Here is a 17220-nt window from a genome sequence, read left to right as displayed (position 1 = left end):
AACCTGAGGCGTTCCGGTGTCGACTTGTGAGGTGTCGTCATGTTAATGATTTTCTTTCGTGCAAAGAAGGGGACGAATGATGCTACCAGGTAGTTACCACCCGGGTAAGCAGTGACATCTGTCTTCGTATGACGAGGAAACCCGGCCACGCGAGGCGCCCTATTGCATGGGGCAGGTCCCCTTCCGCGATCAGAAACTTACACGTGCGGTGAATTGCACGTTCCGCGGGAGTGAAATGGTTGAGGTTGGGACACCGAAAGAAGAATCTGTTGGATTTGTATCGGGCACTGCGAATTGATGGCGGTTGAACACATTCAGCATCTCTGCCTTCAATACAACACTGACACCTTCACGGATCGGCGTTGTCTTCCATATGCTCACGTCTTCGTTGTAGAAGTTCTGCGCTCTCACTTCTCCTGTAACCCGAGGCACATTGCCAAAGGTGTAGGGTCCGGCCCCCCTGACGGCAGTGCTGTTGGGATCAATAAAGGCAGCAGGATTGAAATAGCTATTCTCACCCGCGACAAAGGGGTTCAACCGGCCTGCGCGATACGCAGCACTCGCCAGGGGTTGGGTTGGATCTCGACTGTAGAAGATATTGTTATCCCATCCTGGTATCGAGGTTGCGCAGCAGAATGAGATTGGTTGACCTGACTCGTAGCGCAGAACTGCGCCAACTTCCCAACCCCCGGCTACGTAGCTCGCCGGGCCATGATTTAGGTATGTCTTGCCTCCCCCGAAGGGTAGCTGATAGAGCGGCGCCACCACGAAGGTCTGTGGCAGATCTTCGGCGCTGAGTGCCTTTGCCTGGTGAAGATTCAAGGGGTTTTGTACCTGCCAGCCAGTCACGTTGCCGGGAATGGCGCTGTCAGCATCGGTCAGGTTCTTCTCCCAGGTGTAAGAGGCCTGCAGAGACAATCCGCTTCGAAACCGGCGGCTTAAGGACACGAGCAGCGCATTGTAGGTTGACATGCCTGCGTTCTGAAGGCAGCAGCCTGAGTCGATTGCCGAGTATTGCGGGAATGGGCGGAGCGCACGTTGGATCGGCGCGCCTGCGCCCCATAACGAGTAGAAGCCTGAAAACGGGGCAGGCACACCCTCAGTGTTGCCTAACACACTGGCATTCAGTTCATTACCCAGGGTCAACGCGTTCAGAGGGATGTTGTTAAGATTCTGCACACTCGACCGCAGGTTTTGCCCCTTGTTGCCCAGATATCCAATCTCAAGAATCAAATCCTGTGCCACTTGCTGCTGTAACTGCAAGCTCCACTCATAGAGCACCGGCGGTTTACCGAATGAGCGCTCGATATAAGTGTCGCCGAGAGGTTGACCATTGAAGATACCAGGATCCAGGTTCGGCGGTTGAACGTAGCCTGGAAAACCGGTGTCACTCAAGAACGATGACGAAAAACCATCGCCGCTTGTGAACACTGGCTGAACCTTGTAACCGGCGATCATTCCATTTCCATCATCGGCATACTGCAGCGGGCCGTAAATGATACCCCCGGCGCCGCGGAACACGGTCTTTCCATTCCCATAGGGAGAAAACGCAAATCCTACCCGAGGCGCAACATCTTTGTAGTAGGTGTCTGCCCAGCGCGTATTGCCCTTGTACTGGGTGCCGAAGACGAGAGCTCCGGGAATGCCGTACTCAGGATCAATCGCATTAGGGCTGAAATTGGACGTAACACTGTGGGCGGCAGTACGCGGAATATCCACATCCCAGCGGATGCCAAGGTTGAGGATCAGCTTCTCGCTCACCTTCAAGTCGTCTTGCGCAAACAATGCAAAGTAGCGCGACGTCCACCGCGGCTGAGTTGAAAGCACCCCCGCTCCAAAATTACCGCTTGAGACTTGACCAAGCAGCAGACTCGCCAGACTATTACCGTCGAGCTCTGAATTAGCGGGGTCCGAGGAAGTCTGGGCACGGGCGTAGATCAGGGAATTCGTCGGGTAGCTCAGGGGTGAGAACTGCTGTATGCGAAAATCTGCCCCAAAGCTAATGCTGTTACGTCCTTTCGCTAGACTGACGCTGTCATTGAAACGAAATCCGTTGTCGATCCAGTCGTTGTTCAACCCGTTGCCTAGGTTGCGGTACTGGTCACGGCCGTCGAAGTCAATGCCAGGAAAATTCTTGGACAACGGTGCATTTGAAATCCCAAGCACCTGCGTGTAGTTGATGTTGTTCAGAGTCGGATATGCGAAATTAGCGCTATTTGAGCGGTTGTACCCGAAATTGAAGTGGTTCAAAAGGTTTGGAGTAAAAATGAAGTCCCAACCCGCACGACCGAAGTGAGTGTCGAAGTTCTGTTGCCAGGTACCCGAATCTTCGGGATATGGAAGAAGGGGAGTCGCGCAACAGGTTCTAAGATTGTCGCGAGTCGAGTAAGACGCAAAGAACTTTTGCCGGGGCGAAGGATTGATATCGACTCGTATGGTGTATGTTGTGTTGTTGACCGGGAACGAGCTTTGATAAAAGTAGTTATTGAAGAGGCCTGATGTCGTAGGCAGGGGAATGTAATTGAGAACGTTACTTGCCACGGCGCTAAAACGTTGCGCCGGAACCATGTTGCCTGCAAAGGCAGAACGGCATGGCGTTCCGTTCACTACCCGTTGTGTCGCAGGATCAAATACCTCGCCTGGATAGACTGGCAAGCCGTCACATGGATTGATGGCGGTGCTGCCAGTGGCTGGAGGCGCTGCCGGATTGTAGAGATCCGTGAAATTCCCACCCCGTTCGGCAACCGTGGGCACAGTACTCACCTGCGTTCCTCCGATCGTTCGCTTCAGTTGCTCCCAGGCGAAGAAGAAGAAAACTTTGTTACTCGCGTTAAACAGGTGTGGGATGGTTGCCGGACCACCCAGGCTCACTCCGTAATCGTTCTGCTTATCATCGGGCCTTCCATATAGGTTGGTGCACTGCGGAGTGTCGTTCGCGCCTACGCAGTTTGCAGCCAGGTTTCCGTTGTTGAACCACGTGTTTGCATCAAGAGCTTCGTTGCGGAAGATGTCAAAAACGGAACCGTGATATTGGTTACTGCCGCCCTTCGTGACGAAGCTCTCAATTCCTCCACTCGTACGCCCGTACTCCGCCGCAGGGACGCCCGTGATAACTTTGAACTCCTGCAGCGCCTCCACAGATGGCGACTCTTCGTCAAAGGACGAGCCATTTTCACTTCTTGTCTGACTGGCTCCGTCAAGCAGATCATCATTGCCAAAAGCCTGACCACCGCTGATCTTCAGTGTGTAGATACCGTTGAAGCTATTTGCGGATCCTGGTCCCGTGGTACCCGGTAGTAGAAATATGAAGGCTTCCGGAGAACGTAGCGCACCCACGCCGCCTAAGGCGAGCGGAAGCTGGACGATCTGGCGCGCCTGAATAGTTCCACCCACCTCAGACGATTGCGTCTCTAAACCTGGCGCGGACGCGTCGACATTGACGACGGATTCAACATTTCCAGTCCGCAGCGTCATGTCGAGCGAAGTGATGTTGTCGATTGTAATCTGAACGCCATGTTGGACCTGGATTGAGAATCCGGCCGCTGAGGCGGTGACATCGTAGGATCCCAGATTCAGCTCGGGCAAGCGATAGGAGCCTTCCGCACTCGATAACGTTTCTCGCGTCACTCCGGTATTGGGGTCTACAACAGTGATCTTGGCTCCCGGGATTGCCGCTCCAGACGGATCGAGAACATTTCCCGACAGAGACCCCCGTACCGATTGTGCCAGTGCTGGATGAGCCGGATAGAGGGTAATTGCTAAAGCCACGAGCGACCAGATACCGATCAATGCCGGTGTCATCTTATTTAACTTCTTCATGGTTTGCCTCCTAAGACCTTCACGAACAAACTGACCAATTTCGTGCGACCGCCGTGCAGCTTTCACGATCTCGCTCCTCATCTTCGCGCAAAGGTGGAGGGCTGGCTAACGTTATCCATAATCCGAGTGAGCATCACGGATAGCAATATGCTCTGGATCAAGTCTCACCGGGTAAAAAGCCGCTGTTGACAAGCAACAAGGCAAAACCTAGAGTGGGGTAACGATATCCATGCCACTTGAAGATTGTCAAGCGATTGTCGACAATTTTCCCGTCAGAGCTGGTGAGCGGATAAAGGTGAAATGCAGAGAGTTTTCGCAGGTGTCGACATCGGTGGGACGAAGACCGCCGTGGTTCTGTCTTTCGAGCCGCCTCGGACGGTTGCGCGGCTTTCGTTTCCCACCCGACCGGAGCAGGGTCCCAACATGGCCGTAGGTAAGATCATCGCGAGCCTCCGGGAAGCACTTGCCTCCCAGTCCATAACCATGGCTCAAGTGGCTGCAATCGGGGTGAGTTGCGGTGGACCCCTGGATCCGGCGCGAGGCATCATCCAGTGCCCGCCCAACTTAAGCACCTGGAAGAACGTGCCTATCTGCGCGTTGCTGGAAGAAGAGTTCAGAGTTCCGTGTTTCTTAGAGAATGATGCAAATGCAGGCGCTTTAGCCGAGGCCCGCTTTGGCGCCGGGCGAGGATCTGAGAATTTGATTTTCCTGACCATGGGGACAGGGCTGGGCGCCGGACTTATCCTGAACGGGCAACTCTATCGCGGAGCTTCGAACGCCGCGGGCGAGATCGGTCATGTACGTTTGACTGAAGACGGACCTGTTGGCTTCGGCAAAGCCGGAACAGTTGAGGGCTGGGCCAGCGGTGGTGGTATGGCCCAGGTGGCGCAGATGTTTCTGAACGCCGCCGTGATCCGAGGAGAGTCGAGCTTGTTGCTGGACACCAGCGGACAATCGCCAGCAAATGTGACTGCCCTTGACGTTGCTGAGGCTTTAAGAGCCGGAGATTCGGTCGCGCAGGCAATAGTTCGGGCAACTGGGGAACGGTTGGGCGAGGCCATGGCGATCCTGGTTGATTTACTTAATCCAGAATGCATCGTGATTGGAGGTTTAGCTACGAGATTTGGCGAGGTCCTGCTGGGACCAGCGCGCGACGTCGTGTCGAGAGAAGCCCTCAGATCTTCGGCTGCGAAATGCCGCATTGTCTCCGCTGGATTAGGGGAGCAGATCGGGGATGTTGCCTCATTATGCGTGGCCGTCCGAGCCTTCACCTACCGGCACAAGCCTTCGCTAGTCGAGTAACTGCCCACACCTCATGAATCCGCCTTGTCTCCTAGGACACTGAAAAACGGGGTTCCGCTTCTAAATTTGCTCCACTACATCCGCAAGAATTTCTGAGGACGAGGCGCGTCTTCAGTTCAATAGTCGTTGAAGGCATGCCGCCGGCGTTTTGCAGTCGGTCGAGCATCATGCGTGTCGCCGTTTGGCCGAGTTCGGCGAGGGGTTGTTGGATGACGGTGATCGGGGGAGTGACTAAAGTTGCGGCGCTAAAGTCGTCGAAGCAGATGAGCGCTAAATCTTCAGGAATGCTCATCGAGTGTTCTCGCAAGTAGTGAAGAATCTCGGTGCATACGACATTGCTGGCGGCAAAAATTGCGGTGGGAGGATGCTTCGAACCAAGATGTAGCGATACTTGTTCCTCGACTGAGCCAGTCATTGCTCCCACAAGGCACACTCGAGGAGCTAAATTAGCCTCTTTCATGGCACGGGAGTACCCGGAAACCCTTTCAAACTTCGTGTAAATTCTTTCGTCATCGGCGACGCAGACAATTTCGCGATGTTGATGACCGATCAGGTGCTCGGTTGCGCGGACGGCTGCCTTGAAGTTGTCGACCGTAATAGTATCTGACTGAACATTTTCTATTGGCCGATCGAGGGCAACGAGGGGCACGCCTTTATTTTGAGCGGCAGCGAAGTGGTCGTTGTGTGCGCCGACGGCGACAACGATAAGGCCGGCGACGTGGCGTTGTACCATCATCTCCGTTTCACGCCGCTCCAACTCTTCACGATGTGCGGAAGCAACCATCAGCGTCATGTATCCCGCAAGCCATGCGGCCTCTTGGATTGCGTTACAACAACCTGCAAAAAAGGGATCCGCCAGATCGGGAACTATCAAGCCCAACACACTGGATCGAGTTCCTTTGAGAACCCGGGCGGCTTCGTTCGGCTGGTAACCAATTTTCTCAATTGCGGCGCGGACTTTTCGCTCCACCTCTGGAGATACACGTCGGCTTCCGTTGACCACCCGCGAGACTGACATTACTGCAACTCCGGCAACTTTAGCAACGTCAGCGAGTGTAGGCATGTGTTGAGCTTAAACGATGGAAGCAGACCGCCCAGGGGCCCATTGCTGCTGTGATCTCGTTCTCGACGCCAGGTAGGCCTCCGGGTTACTCAACGGCCAGACTCTCCCAGATGCGCGAAGCGGCCCGGTGGGCAACTGACCTCCCGTGCCCGATATCGAGCATCGTTCACTAAATGGGGAGCTAATCGCCCGATTGGAAGCCCTCACCAGACAATTGTGTGAAAAGCATTGGGGTTACTGTGGAGGAGCTCCTGGGGTAGTGTCCCCTGCACACGCTGAGATGAAAAATCTCGGTTTACGTGGAGCTTAGTCGGGGCGAGCGATCACTGCTGCTTTGATACAGCCTGATCTCGCGGCCGCGGAGAAGGGGACCGTCGGCAATGACTTCTTGACAGTGATCTGGTCGATCGCTCACTAAAGGAGTACCGAATTCTCAAGATGATGCAGGACTGCAACCACATCCGCGCCACCGCCAAGGTGAGTGTCCTTCCGCGGAATTGATGGCGGTCCGCGCATGGCTAATGTAAAGATCCATTGTGGCGATTGCGGCGAACCGTTTGTAACAGTTTAATTCCTGAGAATACAGACCGAGGGACCGGCAGACCGTCCAAGCGTGGACGTGAAGGCGCAGGATTTGCGCGTGCCGATCGCGGTACGGAGCGAGGTTGAACCGAAAGCAACGAAGGAGATAATACAGTAGTGGAAGTATTATCCCAAGAACCCCTGGAGGCTGACTTGCGAGCGCAGCCGTCACCGTCTCATATCGTGACATACGCTAACTCGTCAACGCATATCTCTTGAGGCAGCACAACAGGATTACCAGGGGCAGCGCGGGGAAAGAAGCCCGCATGCATACCGCTCCACGAGCACAGGAGCTCCTCAGAGGGACTCGAACCTACAACACATCGTTTAACAGCCGGGAGAAGCCTATCGATACCGTGTGGTACAGAGATATGCGAATCAGCAACTTACCGCCGCCCCTTGAAACTCTGAGACTTCTGCCAATTACTAGTGGTTTGTGCGGAGTGTCCCCGGTAAATTCCCCGGTATTTTATGGCCGCCGGGTTCGGGGCAGAAGGCTCTTTACCAGTGCCTTTTCCGGTAGGTGGTGCTCGGCCGCCATATAAACGCAACCCGGTACAGGATTAGCGTTCTCCCCGGAGCAAGCTCTCTGCCCAGATCCTCCAGCGCAAGCAAAAGAAAAGGTGGTGGGGTTCGCGTCCCGTAGGCGTGAATGTTGATGGCTAGCGCCGCGGAAACGTTACGGACATCGTGTGCGTAATCAGGGACTTTCTGGGGTTGAATTCCTCAAACGAGCCGAAGCATGAATGCCTTCCTGTCCACAGATGCCGGGCGCAACGCTATACGCTGGTCTTCAAAAGAGCAGCTTCAGTCCGAACTGAAAGACCCGCGGACTACTTGCGCTGGTGATCTGACCATAAGTGCCCGAAGAATACGTGGACACAGGATTAGTGAAATTGACGCGATTTAATGTGTTAAACGCTTCAGCCCGGAATTGGGCATGGATAGGTTCCTCTTCAAAGAGGTCTTTGAAGATAGAGGCGTCCACATCGGCATAACCCGGACCCCGCAAGCTGTTGCGCCCAATATCGCCGAAGGTGCCCGTTGCTGCCGGCACAAAGGCAGCGGTGTTGAAATACTCTTTGATCTTGCTCACGCCGGCGGGGCGAATGGGGTTTCCCACAATATCCGCATAGTCATTACCGATACCGGATAAAGAGCGGTCTGTGCCGCTAAGCACGGTAAAAGGAAGGCCGGTTTGAAGACTGGCGATTGCGTTGATCTGCCAATTGTTGATGAGCGCGTTCTTGAAACCGGTGACGTCTACGTGAGGCGTGGCGTAATCCAGGGCGAGGTTATAGCGAATGGTCTGGTCGAAATCGGCGGGGCCGCGCCCGCTCTGCAAGTTGAACGGATTCGGCGGCCCGGTGTTGCCTTCGATCGCACTGGAGGTGTTGTCGATGGTCTTGGAAAAAACGAGATTGGTCAGCACCGACAGTCCGTGTTGCTTGTGAATCACAAGGTTAGCCTGCAAGGCGTGGTAGATGGAGTACTCATAAGACTGCGCCAGCTCTACCGCACCCAAACCGGGATAGAGCCGCCGGGAGTTCTCGTTCCCCACGGTCGCGCCCGGGCCGAAGATTGCAGGGTTAAACTGCCTCGACCCCATAATGTGTTCACCCCGGTTGCCAACATACGCGAGCGAAAACGCGGTGTTATGAGGTAGCTGCTGCTCAAAGGTCAAATTCCAAGACTGTGTGTAACTCACCTTTGATTTTGGATCGAGCACTCCTCCTGAAACCGGAAGCAGAAACTTGTAGTTTGCGAATTGGTCGGGACCTACATGGGCACGAGGAAATGGATCGCCGCCGGGATATCCCGCATAGATGTCGTCCCAGGCAGGCGCTGGAGCGGGATAGCTTAGATATAAGTCCACTGGCTGCATCGCGTCGGTCCTTTGATAAAGAAGCCCCTCGGGAAAGCCATAGAAAATCCCGTAACCGGCGCGGAGCACCTGGACGCCACGTCCGCCAATGTTCCACGCGAAGCCGGCGCGAGGCGCGAAATCCTTCCAGTTCCGTTGGAAGACCGAGGACTGGAGCCCCGCGTCGCCCTTGAAGATAAGCCCTTGCGGAGCACCCGGCGCGATGGCAGATTGCTGGCCCGGGACGAATCCCGCTAATGTCTCATTCAGATCAGTCGGTGGAAGCCACGGGTCCCAACGCAGGCCGCCATTCACAGTGAGTTGGCGGTTGAGCTTCCAATCATCCTGCGCATACAGAGATGGCCGGTTTCCGCGGAGATAGGCTTTACGGCCGTTGTCTTGGTAGAACTGTGACTCGAGACCAAGGTAAAAATCTGCCAGCGCTGAGCCGCTTGTTTTGGTTCCAGTGGGCAGCATGGCACCGGTCGGCGCTGCTGTGCGTTCGCCATTGAAGGTGTTGTCGCCCGGCGTATAAGAGTAATCGTCCATGTCGATCCGGTCGCGCTCAAACTCACCGCCGAAGCTGATGGTATGTGCGCTGAGCACCTTCACAACTGACGCCTGGTAATCGAACAAGGTTGAATCCTGCGTCAGGGCGCCACCAGAGAAGATGTCTACGAAACCGGATATGTTCGCGCGGATACCCGGAAAGATGGACTCGCCCGGAGTGCCAAGAGGTACGTTTTGTCCAAGGTCCTGCAGAGACTGCAGCCCGGGAGCCTCGGGGATCTGAGTGCGGGCGAAACGTCCGGCGCTCACCGAAAATGTCGCGGTGAGCGTCGGACCGAAAACCTGCGTATCGGTGATGATCGCCGATTGGTTGCGGAAGAGATTCTCTGCGTAGAAGCCGAGCGGCGCATTGAAGGCCCGCTGGAAGTTGTCCTGATTGTAGAAATACCTGCCGCTGAGATGGTTGTTCGATGTCACTACCTGGTCGATCTTGACCAGGTACTGCGTACTGTCGACGTTGGAGTTGGAAGTCGAGTTGAAGATGCCTGTCGACGGATCCGAGGCCAGCGGCACGAGATAGGTATTCGCCAGTTTGCCCGATAAAGTATTGATCGGAGTTGAAATGATGTTGTTCGGGTAAGGCTGACCCGTAGCAGGGTTGAAGATGGCGATCCCTTTGGCAAGCAACGCAGAGAAGTTCCCGCTGAGTTCCTGCGCGGTTGGAACGGTAATCGAGATCGGGTTGGGCGAGGAGCGTTGCTGCAGGTCCTCGGCCGAAAAGAAGAAGAAGGTGTGGTTCTTGATAATAGGGCCGCCGGCCGTTCCGCCAAACTGGTTCAACTTGAATGGAGGAATCGTCTGCTGGAAATAATTCTTCGCGTTCAAGTCCGTATTGCGCAAAAACTCGTAGGCTGATCCGTGGATTTGGTTGGTGCCGGAGCGGGTTGATAATTGCACCAGCGCACCAGCGCCTCCATATTGGGCGCCGTAGTTCGAGGACTGAATCGTGAACTCCTGCAACGCGTCGGGATTTGGCAAAATCGGGACTGAATCAAAAAAACGATCGTTGTAGATTGCGCCGTCAAGCTGAATATTATTTTGCGTGGCCCGCAGGCCATTTACCGTGAGACCGACGTTGTCTTGCTGGCCAGACTCAGTTCCAACGCTGGTCAGCGTAGTGCCAGGTGTTAACACGGTCAACTGCAGGGCGTTCCGGCCGTTCAACGGCAGCGACTGTATCTGTTCCTGCTCCACCGACGTTTGGACGCTCGATGAGGCCGTCTGGATTAATGGTGCGGCGGTCGTCACTTCGATCGACTGGGCAGTGCTCCCGATTGTAAGCTCGATGTTCAGGTCGACGGTATGACCGGTAAGCAGTTGAATGCCGTCGCGCTTTTTGCTCTCGAAGCCTTCGTGGCTAACCTGCAGAGAGTAGTTTCCAATTGCCAGGTCCGGAAAAACGTAGATGCCTTCCTGGTTGGTAAACACGGTGCGCGTTGCCGAGGTGTCCAAGTTCGTCGCAACCACGCTCGCGCTGGCGATGACTGCTCCGCTTCCATCGGAGACAGTGCCGCGTATGCTGCCAATTGCCTGGGAGAACAATAGCGGAGAAGCGGCTGGGAGCAGGACGACGGCTGCCGCCGCACCTGCGATCATAAATCTGCGTATGGTCGAAAACATGAATTCCCTTTCAGGGACATCTTCCCGGGCTCTTAGGAGCCTCGGAATGAGATCGAGAGGAAGAGTGATTGCCATCGAGAGGAAGAGCTAACCAGAATGGTCTGCTGACTTTGAAAAGACCTGAGGTTTAACGTGTCAGCAAGGTTATCTGCCGAGTCGATACTTCAGGGCTTCTCTTTAGAGACTCGACGAAGCTCTCGCAATCAGCAGGAGGGAGGGATTAGAGGCAACAACAACACGAGCATAAACGAACGGCGGAAGAAGGCACACCATCCACAACCATAACCGGACCCTGTTGGAGGGGCGACGAGTTAAGCTGCATTGCGCTCACATCCACAAGATACCATTGGCTCCGAGCTCATGCAACGTTTGAGCAAACCGCACATAAGCAAATCTCCAATCACTGTAGGCTCCTATATTCCCGGCCGATAAGAAAGAGCAGTGCGGTACCGATAAGCGGCATAAACCCGACCATGACAAAAACCGGCGCATAGGACACGTGATCGACGAGATGCCCGGTCAGTAATGGAAAGAGCAGACCACTAAGCCCGCCAGCGACTCCGGTGAGTCCAGTTGCGCGGCCAACAGCATGATCAGGAAAGAGATCGGTTACCGCTCCAAACATGTTCGCGGAGAGGAAGTTATCAGCCATGACGGCGATGCCGATGGCGAAGAAAGCTGCCGCCGTATTCGTGAGATATGGCACCCCCAGGCTGGCAAGACAGAGCGTCGCGCTTGAGTACATCGTGATGCGTCGAACCGAGTAGATGCTCAATCCGCGCTTCTGCAGCCAGCCGGCAACCCAGCCGCCTGCAATGCCGCCAGTGTCTCCGAGTAAAAATGGAACCCAGCCCAAAAGACCGATCTGCGCAAGTGACAAATGCCGCACGCTGTAGAGATAGCTTGGAATCCAGTACCAGTAAAACTGCATCACTGGGCCAATGAAGAAGCGGCAAAGCATGACCCCCCATGCGGAAGACCGCGTCAGTAACGTCCGCAGGGACGTCGTGACAGTTAATGTGGGCCGCTTCGACGCTACGTCGCGATAGAGGTACAGCCAGAAGGGCGTCCAGAATATGCCGAGCAACGCCGGAACCAGGAACGCGGTGCGGAAACCGTAACGCTGAGCTAGGAAGATGACTAACGGAGGAGCGATGGTGGCGCCAACCATGCTACCGCTGTTGAAGATCCCAATCGCCAGCGTGCGCTCGCCTGGAGCGAAGAGCCTGAAGATTGCCTTCATCCCGCCGGAGTAGTTCCCACACTCCCCAGTGCCCATCCAGAACCGAGTGAGCCCCAGCTGCAATCCAGAGCGTGTCATCGACTGGGTGCCGGTCGCAGCCGACCACCACAACACCGCACCAGCCAGACCGACACGTACGCCCCATCGGTCCATCAACCAACCCATGGGAAATTCGCCTGCGGTCATACCTAGTTGAAAGGCAGAGACGATGCGGCCATATTGCTCGTTCGAGAGATGCAGTAGCTGGCGCAACACTGGCGCGAGCACCGATACGGTCTGCCGGTCGATGAAGTTGATGATTGTGATCGTGAGCAGCATTAAGAGCACGATCCAACGAGCGCGCCCAGTACGGTCAGCTGCGACCGTCGGTGGCGATTCATCGCGAGAGTGCTGTATGGCTGCGGAGGTTACGCTCATTAGCTTTGGTATGGCCTCACAGTGATGCTTACTTCACCGGCCGGAACTCATTTCCCACAAAGTTCGCCGCTGCACGCACACTCTTCCGCTCCGTACCGCCATTCGAGTGATCGACGGGGAGCAGCGGGAAGAGGAGTTCGGCAACGCGATACGCCTCTTCCAAATGCGGATAGCCGGAAAGGATAAAGCTCTCAATACCAAGGTCGGCGTATTCGAGCATGCGCGCGGCCACGGTCGAGGCGTCACCCACCAGCGCAGTGCCCGCGCCGCTGCGCACCAGGCCGATGCCCGCCCACAGATTGGGGCTGATCTCTAGGCTGTCGGGACTTCCCTGAACCAGCGACGCCATGCGCCTCTGCCCCTCGGAGTCGAACTTCGCCAGTCCTTTGTGCGCGCGTTCGATCGTTTCTTTGTCGATGTAGCGAATCAGTTCGCGTGCGTCGCGCCAGGCCTCTTCGTTGGTCTCGCGCACTATCACATGAAGGCGAATGCCAAAGCGAATCGTTCGGCCCTTGCTCGCGGCCAGGCGCCGCATGCGTTCGATCTTTTCCGCAACCAGCGTCGGCGGCTCGCCCCAGGTCAAGTAGACGTCGATGTGCGCGGCTGCAATCTGCATCGCGGCGTCAGAAGATCCGCCAAGATAGAGCGGAGGATGCGGCTGCTGGGTCGCGGGATAATACACGCGCGAGTTCTCCACGTTTAAATGCTTGCCATGAAAGCTGTAGCTTTCTCCGGCAAGGATTTTTCGCCAGATCGTCAAAAATTCGCCAGTGACCTCGTAGCGCTCATCATGAGAAAGAAACACGCCATCAGCAGCTGCCTCGTGTGGATCGCCTCCGGTAACAACGTTAATCAAGAGCCGGCCACCGGAGAGCCGATCGAAGGTCGCGGTCATGCGCGCCGCTACCGTGGGCGACATGATGCCAGGGCGGACAGCGATCAGAAACTTGAGACGCCTGGTGCTTGGCATCAGGGTAGAAGCAACCACCCAGGAATCTTCACAGGAATTGCCCGTCGGCAGCAACACCGCGTGAAATCCCAACTCATCGACCGCCTGTGCAATCTGGCGTAGGTAGGCATAATCAGTAAGCCGAGACTGATGGCTGGAGCCGAGATAACGTCCATCGCCGGTAGTGGGGATAAACCAGTTGATCTGCATATTTCTCGTCCTTAACTAAAGTCTGCTTCGGAGACGATCTTCTGCGTTCTGTAAGACTGCAGCGCCATCTGCACCGGCCGCGACGCCTCGATGCCCGCCTGCAACGGCGCACTAACGGTGCTCCCGGTAACGATCGCATCGAGAAAATTCTTCGTGTGTGCACGCTCGAGGCTCTCGGTTGACTTCACCTGGATCGCGTCGCCCTGGGTTGGAGTATAGGTGAAACCGTCACGCGATAAGTCGAGCGTGCCTTCGATGCCCTCGAAGAATACCGACGGCTGGTCATTCCGGATCGGTAGCACCGACGATTCGAAATTCAAATTCCAGTCTTTATACTGGACGATCGCACTGACCGTGTCCGGGTTTTCACGGCCATCGTGAAGCTGGTAGATTCCTCCCAATGCCGCCGCACTTTGTGGGTGCGCGTCCTCGAGCATCCATTGCGCTACGTCCGCCCAGTGGGTAAGGATGTCGGCCAGCAGTCCATTGCCGTAATCGGGAAAGTAGCGCCACGACGAGTAGCGAACCTTCTCGTAAGGAACGCGCGGAGCCGGTCCGAGGAAGCGTGTCCAGTCGAGGCCAGCGGGCTGTGGCTCGGGCTTGATGTTTCTCGTTTGCCACGGGAAGTTGTGCCACACCGCACGCGCGAAGATGACTTTACCAAGCTTCTGCTGACTGAAGATCTCTTGCTTCGCGCGAATATAATGCGCGGTGCTTCGCTGTTGCATTCCGCATTGCAATACAAGTTTGTGCGTGGCTGCGGCGTCTACCAGCGTACTGCGCTCGCTCCAATGATGTAGCGTTGGCTTTTCGAGAAAGATATGTTTGCTCGCACTCAGCGCATCTTTCGCGATCGTCACGTGAAGATGGTCAGGGGTCGATATCAAAACTGCATCCACATCTTTTCGCGAGAGCAACTCCTCATAAGCTACATATGCTGCAGGCGATGGAGAACTCTTGATCACCCGGGACACATAACTCTTCGTCTGGGCGTCATAGATATCGCAGACCGCGCGAATACTGACGCGATCATCCTGAACGAAGGCTGCACTCACAATCGTGCCGCGCCGCCCTAACCCGATGACTCCAAGTCCAACGCGATTGTTAGCGCCGAGCACCTGAGTATAGGAACGCGCGCTCATACCAGCCGTCGCCGTTGCAGCGGTGAAGAGAAAGTCACGCCGGTTCATTCAGCCAGGACTCCTTGCAGCGCTTTAAACGCTGGTTCGATGACGGTCAAGCCACCCTTCGTGCCGTCTTCGCGCTCTTCTTCATTTAATACCCACCCCTTCCACTGAAGCTGCTTTAGGGTGGCGGCTACTTCTGACAGCGGAAACCTGCCTTGCCCTAAAGGAACCTGTTTTCCGTCTTCGTAATCGCGCAGGTGAACTCCGACCAACCGCTTTGCATGAGAACGCAGAAAGGCTGGAACATCCGCCCCTCCTCGATAGGCGTGACCCGCGTCGAGCAAGAACGAAACGAGCGCGGGGTCGGTTTGCGAATAGAGCGCGTCGATCTCTCCGACCTTCGAATCGAACTCCCACCAATGATTGTGATAAGCCAAAGGCAGGCCCAAGCTCTTGCTGAATCTTCCAGCAGTATTCAGCGCCTCGATTTTAGCCTTCAACTCGTCCGCGGTTCTGGATGGAGCTCCACTCAGAATGAGGTGTTGCGGGCCAAGCGCAACTCCGCCACGCGCGACCTTCTCGTAAAGCGCCGCCCCTGGAAGCCTGGTAGCCTGGTCAACTTTGTCTGGTGGAAGGAAGATGTGAATTCCGAAGAAGGTCAGCCCTGTGTCTGCGATCTTCTGCCGCGCAACATTGGGCGAATCGAACTCCGCAAGAAGATTGACAAATCCGGTTTCGAATCCCGCATATCCAACCTGCTTGACCTGACCCAGTACTGCGAGAAACGACCCGAAATTCTTCGGGTTGATCGCCCACGCATTTGTCTGAGCACCGATCTGGATGCTAGCTCCAGACTTAAGGCCCAGAGCGAAGGCATTAAATCCCGTGATCGCAGGAAGGGCACCTCCAATTGCGAACGCGCCTGCTGACTTCAAAACATGTCGCCTGGTTGTCATATTGATCGATCTTTTTCGGGGGTGTGACTGATCTTTCGTTTCCGGCACCGGGTCAGACGATGTTGATCCGTTTATTCCGGATTAAACTCAGAAGATGATTGGGTACCCGTTCAATGAAGGGCAAAAGAGCTTGAGAATGCCGTCGGGGTCAACAACAGGTCAATAGGTCTGGACCGGCCGGCCCCAGAGCACAGAAATCTGAATGGAAGGGTGTATTCACTTCATTCTCTAACGCTAACGTAAATGGCAATCCGGTTCATGTCAATTTGCCACCATGTCATAGAACACGCTTCCCTGACGGAATCCCCGAAGCGTTGCCACATCGCACCTGAGAACAGGCTGTTTCCCTTTGAAGTGCGCCATCTGCTCTACGGCCGAAAGCCTACATCTACCGATGTTATATCGGTAAGGTTGGACTTACTCTGGATCGGTCGGCTTCGCCAAATGGCGGCCGGGGAAGAACTGACCGTTGACTACGGCACATTCAGCGAGTACCCAGACCCAGCTTAACGCCGCGTGCGATGTCTGTTGGCGGAGTGCTACCCTTGCCCCATGTTCAACTTCGGCAAACCCAAATCTGCCGGCGACTGGATCGCACACGCAATCCTCGGAGTAGTGGCGCTGTTTCTCATCTGGTGGATGACGCAAATGTTCGTCTGACGGCGTATCCTTCTGGCCATGGCAACGAAGAAGAGTATGACCAAGGGCGGAAGCAGAAGACGCCCCTTCCTACGGCAAGAAGTCCGAACCGCCGCGCAAGTCTGTGAAGGAAATGATGTCTAAGCAGTCGGAGTCTTCGAGCACAGACGAACTGCATAGCACGCCCAAACCTAAGCGGAAGGCCAGTAAGGCGAAGTAGCACCCGGCCTCTAAACGAGACCTTCTGCAGCCACCTGGAGATACTCCAAAGTTTCCTGGACGTGCGCTTGCTGGTTTACGAGAACCTGACGGATCGGCAGAAGAAGCTTTTTGTCGAGAGCAAGTTTATAGATCTGCAGCGCCGACTCCTCACCTTGACAGGCAGTCTCCAGCAGGTCGCGATCCGTGCTTCCGAGCTTTGCCTTAATGTCGCCCCAGCTTCTGTGGATTGCTCCAACTACAGTCCCGGTCTCAGTCGCATCCGCCACGCCGATTTGATGAAGCGTTTCCTCCAGCGTTCGGCGAAAAGCGGCACGTGTCTGGGCTTCAGCGAGAAATGAGGTCTTGAGACTTTCATCTTTGAGATCCTGGCCGATTAGGCGGAAACCTTCCTCGCAATCGATGAGTGTCTCGATGACGGCGCGCAGCGTTTCCTCGATGCTCTTTGCCAGATCGGGCTCATCGGCCATCTGAGTCGTCTCCAGCCACTTGGAATAGCAATTTGCCGTGGACGTTGCCCCTGACGTTCGAGAAAGCGGGCAAGCCCGAAGTAACGAAATCCCGCGTGCGTCCTTTCGTGCCGCTGCTATACGGGAGGCATGAAAGCTCTCAATCATTGCGATCGTCAGCCAAAAAGGAG

General features: G+C 55.5%; 9 protein-coding genes. 1 reads left to right on the top strand and 8 read right to left on the bottom strand.

The window, feature by feature from the left end; translation table 11 throughout:
- Positions 1 to 189 precede the first annotated feature (189 nt).
- Positions 190 to 3819, bottom strand: coding sequence for a TonB-dependent receptor (locus ACPOL_RS15455; protein WP_161557384.1), 3630 nt, complete (start codon positions 3817 to 3819; stop codon positions 190 to 192).
- A gap of 300 nt (positions 3820 to 4119) precedes the next feature.
- On the opposite strand from ACPOL_RS15455, the gene ACPOL_RS15450 reads away from it, so the two are divergent.
- Positions 4120 to 5121: an ROK family protein gene (locus ACPOL_RS15450; RefSeq protein WP_114207842.1), complete on the top strand. Its 1002-nt coding sequence runs from the start codon at positions 4120 to 4122 to the stop codon at positions 5119 to 5121.
- A gap of 31 nt (positions 5122 to 5152) precedes the next feature.
- Here ACPOL_RS15450 and ACPOL_RS15445 read toward each other — a convergent pair whose 3' ends face one another.
- The 7 genes from ACPOL_RS15445 to ACPOL_RS15410 all read right to left on the bottom strand — a co-directional run bounded on the left by ACPOL_RS15445 (position 5153) and on the right by ACPOL_RS15410 (position 17050).
- Entirely contained in the window at positions 5153 to 6184 is a 1032-nt protein-coding gene (locus tag ACPOL_RS15445; protein WP_114207841.1) for a LacI family DNA-binding transcriptional regulator, read from the bottom strand.
- 1375 nt (positions 6185 to 7559) lie between these two features.
- On the bottom strand, positions 7560 to 10820 hold the full coding sequence (locus ACPOL_RS15440; RefSeq protein ID WP_161557383.1) for a TonB-dependent receptor: 3261 nt from the start codon (positions 10818 to 10820) through the stop codon (positions 7560 to 7562).
- A 400-nt stretch (positions 10821 to 11220) separates the two neighbouring features.
- Positions 11221 to 12480 (bottom strand): MFS transporter, encoded by a 1260-nt coding sequence (locus ACPOL_RS15435; RefSeq protein WP_114207839.1) that lies wholly within the window; start codon positions 12478 to 12480, stop codon positions 11221 to 11223.
- A 28-nt stretch (positions 12481 to 12508) separates the two neighbouring features.
- Positions 12509 to 13639 (bottom strand): FMNH2-dependent alkanesulfonate monooxygenase, encoded by a 1131-nt coding sequence (ssuD, locus tag ACPOL_RS15430; protein WP_114207838.1) that lies wholly within the window; start codon positions 13637 to 13639, stop codon positions 12509 to 12511.
- 11 nt (positions 13640 to 13650) lie between these two features.
- Positions 13651 to 14829 carry a Gfo/Idh/MocA family protein gene (locus ACPOL_RS15425; protein ID WP_114207837.1) on the bottom strand — a complete coding sequence of 393 codons (1179 nt, stop codon included), beginning with the start codon at positions 14827 to 14829 and terminating at the stop codon, positions 13651 to 13653.
- The gene (locus ACPOL_RS15420) at positions 14826 to 15722 is read right to left on the bottom strand and encodes a sugar phosphate isomerase/epimerase family protein (protein WP_114207836.1); all 897 of its coding nucleotides are present in this window, start codon (positions 15720 to 15722) and stop codon (positions 14826 to 14828) included. The genes ACPOL_RS15425 and ACPOL_RS15420 overlap by 4 nt, the downstream gene beginning before the upstream one ends.
- A gap of 869 nt (positions 15723 to 16591) precedes the next feature.
- Positions 16592 to 17050 (bottom strand): PA2169 family four-helix-bundle protein, encoded by a 459-nt coding sequence (locus ACPOL_RS15410; RefSeq protein WP_114207834.1) that lies wholly within the window; start codon positions 17048 to 17050, stop codon positions 16592 to 16594.
- Positions 17051 to 17220 lie beyond the last annotated feature (170 nt).

Origin of the sequence: Acidisarcina polymorpha, assembly GCF_003330725.1 — a bacterium.
In the GTDB taxonomy this organism is placed as follows: domain Bacteria; phylum Acidobacteriota; class Terriglobia; order Terriglobales; family Acidobacteriaceae; genus Acidisarcina; species Acidisarcina polymorpha.
The sequence above is the reverse complement of the archived record's forward strand: the minus strand, read 5'-3'. Positions and strand labels throughout refer to the sequence as shown.